The sequence below is a fragment of the Spirillospora sp. NPDC049652 genome (assembly GCF_040675125.1).
Classification (GTDB): domain Bacteria; phylum Actinomycetota; class Actinomycetes; order Streptosporangiales; family Streptosporangiaceae; genus Spirillospora.
The window spans coordinates 1-6,446 of the sequence record NZ_JBFAOF010000375.1 but is presented as its reverse complement, the minus strand read 5'-3'; the positions used below and the strand labels follow the sequence as shown (position 1 = coordinate 6,446).

The 6,446-nt window shown below is 74.8% G+C and carries 7 protein-coding genes; 2 read left to right on the top strand and 5 right to left on the bottom strand.

Annotated elements, in window-relative coordinates:
• The 5 genes from AB0J52_RS22480 to AB0J52_RS22460 all read right to left on the bottom strand — a co-directional run.
• On the bottom strand, positions 1 to 414 hold a 414-nt coding region (locus AB0J52_RS22480), incomplete at its 3' end, for an FAD-binding oxidoreductase (protein WP_500183862.1).
• 114 nt (positions 415 to 528) lie between these two features.
• Positions 529 to 963 carry a hypothetical protein gene (locus AB0J52_RS22475; protein ID WP_500183861.1) on the bottom strand — a complete coding sequence of 145 codons (435 nt, stop codon included), beginning with the start codon at positions 961 to 963 and terminating at the stop codon, positions 529 to 531.
• 122 nt (positions 964 to 1,085) lie between these two features.
• On the bottom strand, positions 1,086 to 2,213 hold the full coding sequence (locus AB0J52_RS22470; RefSeq protein WP_500183860.1) for a sulfotransferase family protein: 1,128 nt from the start codon (positions 2,211 to 2,213) through the stop codon (positions 1,086 to 1,088).
• A 37-nt stretch (positions 2,214 to 2,250) separates the two neighbouring features.
• On the bottom strand, positions 2,251 to 3,027 hold the full coding sequence (locus AB0J52_RS22465; RefSeq protein WP_500183859.1) for an SDR family oxidoreductase: 777 nt from the start codon (positions 3,025 to 3,027) through the stop codon (positions 2,251 to 2,253).
• Positions 3,027 to 4,253, bottom strand: a complete 1,227-nt coding sequence (locus AB0J52_RS22460) for a hypothetical protein (protein ID WP_500183857.1) — start codon at positions 4,251 to 4,253, stop codon at positions 3,027 to 3,029. The genes AB0J52_RS22465 and AB0J52_RS22460 overlap by 1 nt, the downstream gene beginning before the upstream one ends.
• Positions 4,254 to 4,437: 184 nt before the next feature.
• Between AB0J52_RS22460 and AB0J52_RS22455 the strand changes: the two genes are divergently transcribed.
• Together AB0J52_RS22455 and AB0J52_RS22450 are read left to right on the top strand one after the other, a co-directional pair.
• Positions 4,438 to 5,673: a histidine kinase gene (locus AB0J52_RS22455; protein WP_500183856.1), complete on the top strand. Its 1,236-nt coding sequence runs from the start codon at positions 4,438 to 4,440 to the stop codon at positions 5,671 to 5,673.
• Positions 5,670 to 6,338: a response regulator transcription factor gene (locus AB0J52_RS22450; protein WP_500183855.1), complete on the top strand. Its 669-nt coding sequence runs from the start codon at positions 5,670 to 5,672 to the stop codon at positions 6,336 to 6,338. Before AB0J52_RS22455 ends, AB0J52_RS22450 begins: the two co-directional genes overlap by 4 nt.
• The last annotated feature ends 108 nt before the right edge of the window (positions 6,339 to 6,446 follow it).

Genomic DNA, 6,446 nt, shown 5'->3' with positions numbered 1-6,446 from the left:
GGCGTCCAGGACGTCGCTGACGGTCGCGCCGCCCGCCACCCGGGCCTCGTCCCCCTCGATGGCGACCTGCCGCATCCCGCCCAGGTCTACCAGGAGGCCGCCCTCGGCGATCGCGCTCCCTGCCCAGTCGTGGCCCCCGCCCCGCACCGACAGCGGCACGCCCGCCGAGCGGGCGGCGCGCACCGCGGCCTGGACCTCGGCCGCCGTACTGCACCGGGCCACCACGGCGGGACGCGCGGTGACCTGCGAGTTCCACAGCCGGACCGCCGCGGTGACCGCAGCCGGCCCGGTGATCACGGCGTCGTCCGGCAACCGCTCACGCAGCAGGTCGGCGAGGGTGTCGAGTTCCGGGCGCGGGTCAAATGGCTGCGGGTCAAATGGCTGCGGGGTGGATGGCTGCGGGGTGGATGGCATGGCCCGTGGTTCTCCCTTCGGCGGGTGCCGGAAGCCGCGGGATGCGTGTCCGGGGCAAAATCATAGGCTCGCGGGGATCATCCGGGGATGGCCGGTAAGTGCCATACCTGTTGCTCAGCCGCGGCCCCGGCGGATGAGGCGGGCGGCGGCGGTGAGCAGGACGGCGGCCAGGGGCAGTTCCAGGAAGGCGGCCATCGAGACGGCGGCCGGGAGGTGGCCGGAGCGGGCCGTCATCACGTCGAACCAGGCGTCGGCGACCATCAGCGTCGCCAGCGCGGACAGGGCCAGCGGGGCGAGGGCGTCGCGGCGGCGGACGAGCCACGCGGCGGACGCCATCACGGCGATCTCGATCGCGTCGAAGCCGCACCACAGCAGCGCCCAGTTGACGGGGCGCGGCTCGGACGGCGGGATCGCGAAGGCCATGCCGACCGTCCACACCAGCAGGACGGCGGCGCCGGCGGCGAGCACCCCGGCGAGGATCCGGTCGGGCGACCGCCGGGCGCCGTGTGCCCCTCGGCCGCGCCGCCGCCGGATGTTCGTCGTCGTCATGCCCCCAGCCTCGTGCGCGGGGCGGGCGGCGCGCCTCCCACGGACGGGCCGTCAGCGCGGCCACTCGCACGACCGTGAATCCTCCTCCCGGAGGATTCAGCCGCAACCGGGCGGTCCGAGGGTCAGGCGAAGCGGGTGGCGATGTCGGCGGGGGTGAGGCCGAAGTCGGCGAGCGTGTAGCGGTGGGACGGGCGTCCGCGGCCCTCGCTCGACTCGCTGTGCAGGCGCTTCATCGCGGCGCGCGCGTCGTCGGTGAGCGGGAGCGCGAAGTGCGTGTAGATCGCCTCGGCCGTGCCGATCGGGTCGCGGACGAAGTCCTCGTACCGGACGTCGAAGAAGCGGGCCGGGTCGTGCCGGGCTCGCTCGGCCTCGAAGGCGGCGAGGCCCCGGCTCCACAGGTCGAGCTGGTCGCGGCCGATGACCTCGCCCCGGAACAGCTCGGACCAGCCGTCGGTCGCGTGCGCGGCGAGGCTGCACATCGAGGCCATCGCGGTGGCCGGGTCGCGGTGCGTCTGGACGACCAGCGCGTCCGGGTACACGGCGAACAGGGCGTCCAGCGCGAACAGGTGGCTCGGGTTCTTCAGCACCCAGCGGCGGCCGGGGTCGTTCAGGCCGATCAGCTGGAGCAGGCGGCGGTGCCGGCGGTACGCGGGCGTCCAGTCCTGCCCGGCGAGCCACGCGGAGTAGGACGGCAGGTGCGCCAGGCACTCGAACGAGACCGACCGCATCGACTGGCGCAGCAGCTGCCAGCACTCCTCGACCATGTCCGCCGACATGTAGTGGACGCCCATGAACTCCGGATGCTCGACGTGGTGCCGCTCGCACCCCGCCTGGACGGCCTGGAAGACCGGGTCGTCCGCCCAGGCCGCGCGCGGTGGGCGCGGCTGCGGGACCTCGGTCAGCCACAGTTCGAGGCCCTGGTGCGCGGGGTCGGCGGTGAGCAGCCGGTGCAGCGCCGTCGTCCCGGTGCGGGGGAGGCCGGTGACGAAGACCGGACGCTCGATCGGGACGTCCGCGTGCGCGGGATGCCGCTTCCAGGCGTCCTCGGCGAGCAGCCGGGCGGTGAGCGCGCCGCGCAGGAACGCGCGCTGCGTCCTGCTCCCGAGTTCGGTCAGCCGCGCGTCCCGCCGGTAGGACGCGAGGAGGACTTCGAGCCCGTCGGTGTAGTCGTCCTCGCCGAAGTCGGTCAGGCCGGTGACGCGCGTGGCCGAGGCGTGCAGGTCCTCGACCGTGCCGACGTCCGTCCTCATGGCGGCCTCCTCGAATGCCGGTCTCCGCAGCGGTGGGTCAGTGGTGGAACTCGCCGCCGTTGACGTCCAGGCACTGCCCGGTGATCGCGCGCGCGTACGAGGACAGCAGGAAGACGGCCGCGTCGGCGATCTCGTCCGGCTCGGGGAGCTTGCGCAGGTCGATGGTCTCGGCGGTCTCGTCGTAGACCTGCCGGGACGTCGTGCCCCGCTCGGTGGCGAGCAGGTCGAAGTACCACTTGAGGTTGTCGGCCCAGATCCAGCCGGGCGCGATCGTGTTCACCCGGACGCCGCGCGGCCCGAGCTCGGTGGACAGCCCCTGCGCGAGCGCGAGCAGCGCCGACTTCGCCATCTTGTACGCGCCGAACGTCGCCTTCGAGTGCCGCAGGACGGCCGAGTTCACCATCACGACCGAGCCCTTGGACGCGACCAGCGCCGGGACGAACAGCCTGGTCAGGGACAGCGCGGCCAGCACGTTCGTCTCGAACCCGCGCCGGACGGCGGCGACGTCCACCTCCAGCAGGTCCTGCAGCGGCGGGATCGCGAACGCGTTGTTGACCAGCCCGTCCACGTGCCCGTGCGCGTCGAGCGTCTCGCTGACGAGCCGTTCGCAGGACGCCGGGTCGCGGATGTCGGTGCGGACGGCGGTCGCGCGCCGGCCGAGCGCCCGCACCTCCTTCGCCACGTCCTCCAGCCGCTCCTCGGTGCGCGCGGCGAGGACGACGTCCGCGCCGGCCTTCGCGCACTGGAGCGCCAGCCCGCGCCCGAGGCCGGGGCCGACCCCGGAGATGACGATCACACGGCCGTCCAGCATCATCAGCCCAGCATCCTTCGCGCGGTCGAGATCTGGCGGGCCGCGATGTGCTCGGCCCACTGGGACGGGGTGACGCGCTGCCGCTCGTGGAACGGCAGGCGCGCCGGGAGGTCGGCGAACGGGACGACCTCGACGCGCGGGCCGTCCTCCGGGCCGAGCGCGCGGGAGAGCCGCTGCCAGCGGACCTGGAGGAAGCCCCGGTCGTGCCCGGTGAGCTCGACCCAGTTCGCGAGGCCCGGGTCGCGCTCGGCGACGACCATGCGGATCATGCCGTCCGGGTCGGCGGCGGCCTGGTCGGCGGTGAGGCTCGTCTGGTGGTTGGCGTAGTCGAGCGAGACGTACCACATGCTGCCGAGCTGGAAGCCCTGGTAGGGGGCGTCCGAGCGCGGGACGGTGACGATCAGCGCCTCGTCCGGGCCGAGCGCGAAGTGCCCTGCGGACGAGTACTGCGTGGCGAGCCCGCCGGGCGTCGGGCGCGGCTCGGTCATCGTGTTCACCGGCAGCTTCAGGTAGTGCCACTCGGGGAAGGCGAGGAACGTCCGCAGCCGCGAGACCAGCATCTTCCCGGCGACGTCGAACCGCTTGGCCTCCCGCGCGGGCGTGGGCACGGGCGGCGCGTGCCCGAGCCGGTCGGCGCGGTGGATGCGGATCTCGCCCGGACGCTCGTCCGCCCAGTCGCTGAACACCTCGCGGACGAGCAGCATCGCCGCGCCCGGCCCGAGGGTGAAGTAGTTGGGGTCGTCCTTGCGCTTCGGGTCCTCCGGGCCGAACCGCAGCTCGTACGAGCCGTCCGGGCCGATGTCGAACGCGCGGTCGTCGAAGGCGCTGAGGCTGTCGGGCGAGGCGGACGGGGTGTAGTCGCCGTTCAGCACCTGGAAGCTCAGGTCGGCGGTGCTGCCGCGCCGCCCGGTGACCACGTACTCGGCGTCCTCGCGCAGGTAGGCGTTGAAGTAGAGGGTGTCGGGGTTGTCGAGGCCGAGCTTGGAGTGCGGGCCGGTCGAGCGCGCGAAGAACGGGAAGTCCCGCTCGTACGCCCACGCCATGTGCAGCGCCGCCTTGACGCTGCCCGCGAGGTACTCCAGCCCCTCCGCGAGGTCCAGGTCCGAGCGGCCGCGCGCCGCGTCCCGGATGATCTCCTCGCCCTCGGCGACCGCCCGGCCGAACCCCTCCGTCGCCCGCGCCACGTCCCCGGCCGCCGGAGCGGCCCTGCCTGCGGAGTCTGCGGTCACCGGACCTCCCGCTCGCGTCGGCCAAGCGTTAGCTTGGTTCCGCGCCGAGAGTAGAACCGGTTCCACTCCGCGGTCAACGCCCCGGCGCGCACGGCCCGGCCCGGGACACGCCGGCGGGCCCGCCGGCGGCCCGGCCGGATGATCTCGGTTCCTGGTCCCGCCCGGACGACCCTAGGGTGGGGCCATGGTGGTCCGATGGCCCCGGGGACGGGCGGCGGACGTCGCGGTCGCCCTCGGCGTCCTGGTCGTGGTGACGGCGGGCAGCGCGCAGTCCCTGTACGCGCCGCGCGAGGAGTCCTGGACGGTCACGGCCGTGGGCTGGGTGCTCATCGTCGCGGTGTGCGCGTCCCTGGTCGCGCGGCGCGACCACCCCGTGGCCGTCACCGTGTTCACGCTGCTCACGAGCATCGTCTACTACCTGCTGAGCACCTACGACGGCCCGCTGCTCGTGGCGTTCATCGTCGCGCTCTACTCGGTCGCGGAGTCCGGCCGCCCGCGGGTGGCAGCCGGGCTCGGCTCGATCGGCGTCGGCCTCGTCGGGCTCGGGACCATGGCGGGCAACGGCGACGTCAACGGCGTCGCGCTGTTCATGCTCGCGGGCTGGCTGGTCGCGGTCGTCGTGATCGGCTGGCTGCGGCACACCACCGCCGCGCACGCCCGCGAGGTCGAGCAGCGCGCCGCGACCGAGGAGCGGCTGCGCATCGCGCGCGAGCTGCACGACGTCGTCGGCCACCACCTGTCGCTGATCAGCGTCCAGTCGGCGGCGGCGCTGCGCCGGTACGGGAAGGACCGGCGGCGCGGCGAGCGGATGGCCGAGGAGTCGCTGACCGCGATCCGCGAGACCAGCGCCGAGGCGCTGCGCGAGCTGCGGGTGATGCTCGGCGTCCTGCGGCAGGAGGGCGAGGACGCCCCGACCGCGCCCGCGCAGGGCCTCGGCGGCATCGGGGACCTCGTCGAACGCGCCCGCTCGGCGGGGCTGGAGGTGCGGGCGGACGTGTCGGGTCCGGGCCGTCCGCCGACCGAGGTGGGGCTCGCGGCGTACCGGATCGTCCAGGAGGCGCTGACCAACGTGGTCCGGCACGCCCGCGCGAGCCGGGTGGACGTCCGCGTCGACCGCGCCCCCGACGCGGTCACCATCGAGATCACCGACGACGGCCCCGCCGCCGCCCGCCTCCTCACCCCCGGCCGTCCGGACGCGGCGGGCACCGCGCACGGCGGGCCCGGCTCGCACGGGGCGCAGGGGGTGCACGGCTCGCACGGGGTGCACGGCGGGCCCGGGACGCACGCGGCGTCCGGCAGCGGGATCGGCGGGATGCGGGAGCGCGCCCGCGCGCTCGGCGGCGAGCTGGAGGCGGGCCCCGGCCCGGACGGCGGCTTCCGCGTGCGCGCCCGCCTGCCCCACGAGAAGAGGACGGCATGATCAAGGTTCTGCTGGCGGACGACCAGCGGCTGGTGCGCGCGGGGTTCCGCTCCATCCTCGCCGACGAGGACGACATCGAGGTGGTCGGCGAGGCCGGGGACGGCGCGCAGGCGGTCGAGGGGGTGCGCGCGCTGCGTCCCGACGTCGTCCTCATGGACATCCGCATGCCCGGCACCGACGGCCTGGAGGCGGCCCGGACGATCACCGCCGACCCGCGCCTGTCCGGCGTCCGCGTGGTCATCCTGACCACCTTCGACCTGGACGAGTACGTCTACGGCGCGCTGCGCGCCGGGGCGAGCGGCTTCCTGCTCAAGGACACCGAGCCCGAGGAGCTGATCCAGGCCGTCCGGGTCGTGCACCGCGGCGACGCCCTGATCGCGCCGCGGATCACCCGCCGCCTGATCGGCGAGTTCGCCGGCCGCGTGCGGGCGCCCGATCCGGGACCGCGCCTGGGCGCCCTCACCGACCGCGAGCGCGAGGTGCTGCGGCTCGCCGCCGCCGGGCTCAGCAACGACGAGATCGCCGCGCACCTCGTGCTGAGCCCCACGACCGCCAAGACCCACATCAGCCGCATCATGACCAAGCTCGCCGCGCGGGACCGCGCCCAGCTCGTCGTCCTGGCCTACGAGTCCGGGCTGGTCAGCCCGGGGTGGCTCACGGACTGAGACGCGCTACCGGGGGCCGCCCGCGCCGAACATGCCCGCCTCCCAGAGGCGGCGGATGTGCGCGGTGAGGGGCGGGCCGAGCGCGCGCAGCGCGTCCGGGTCGCCCGC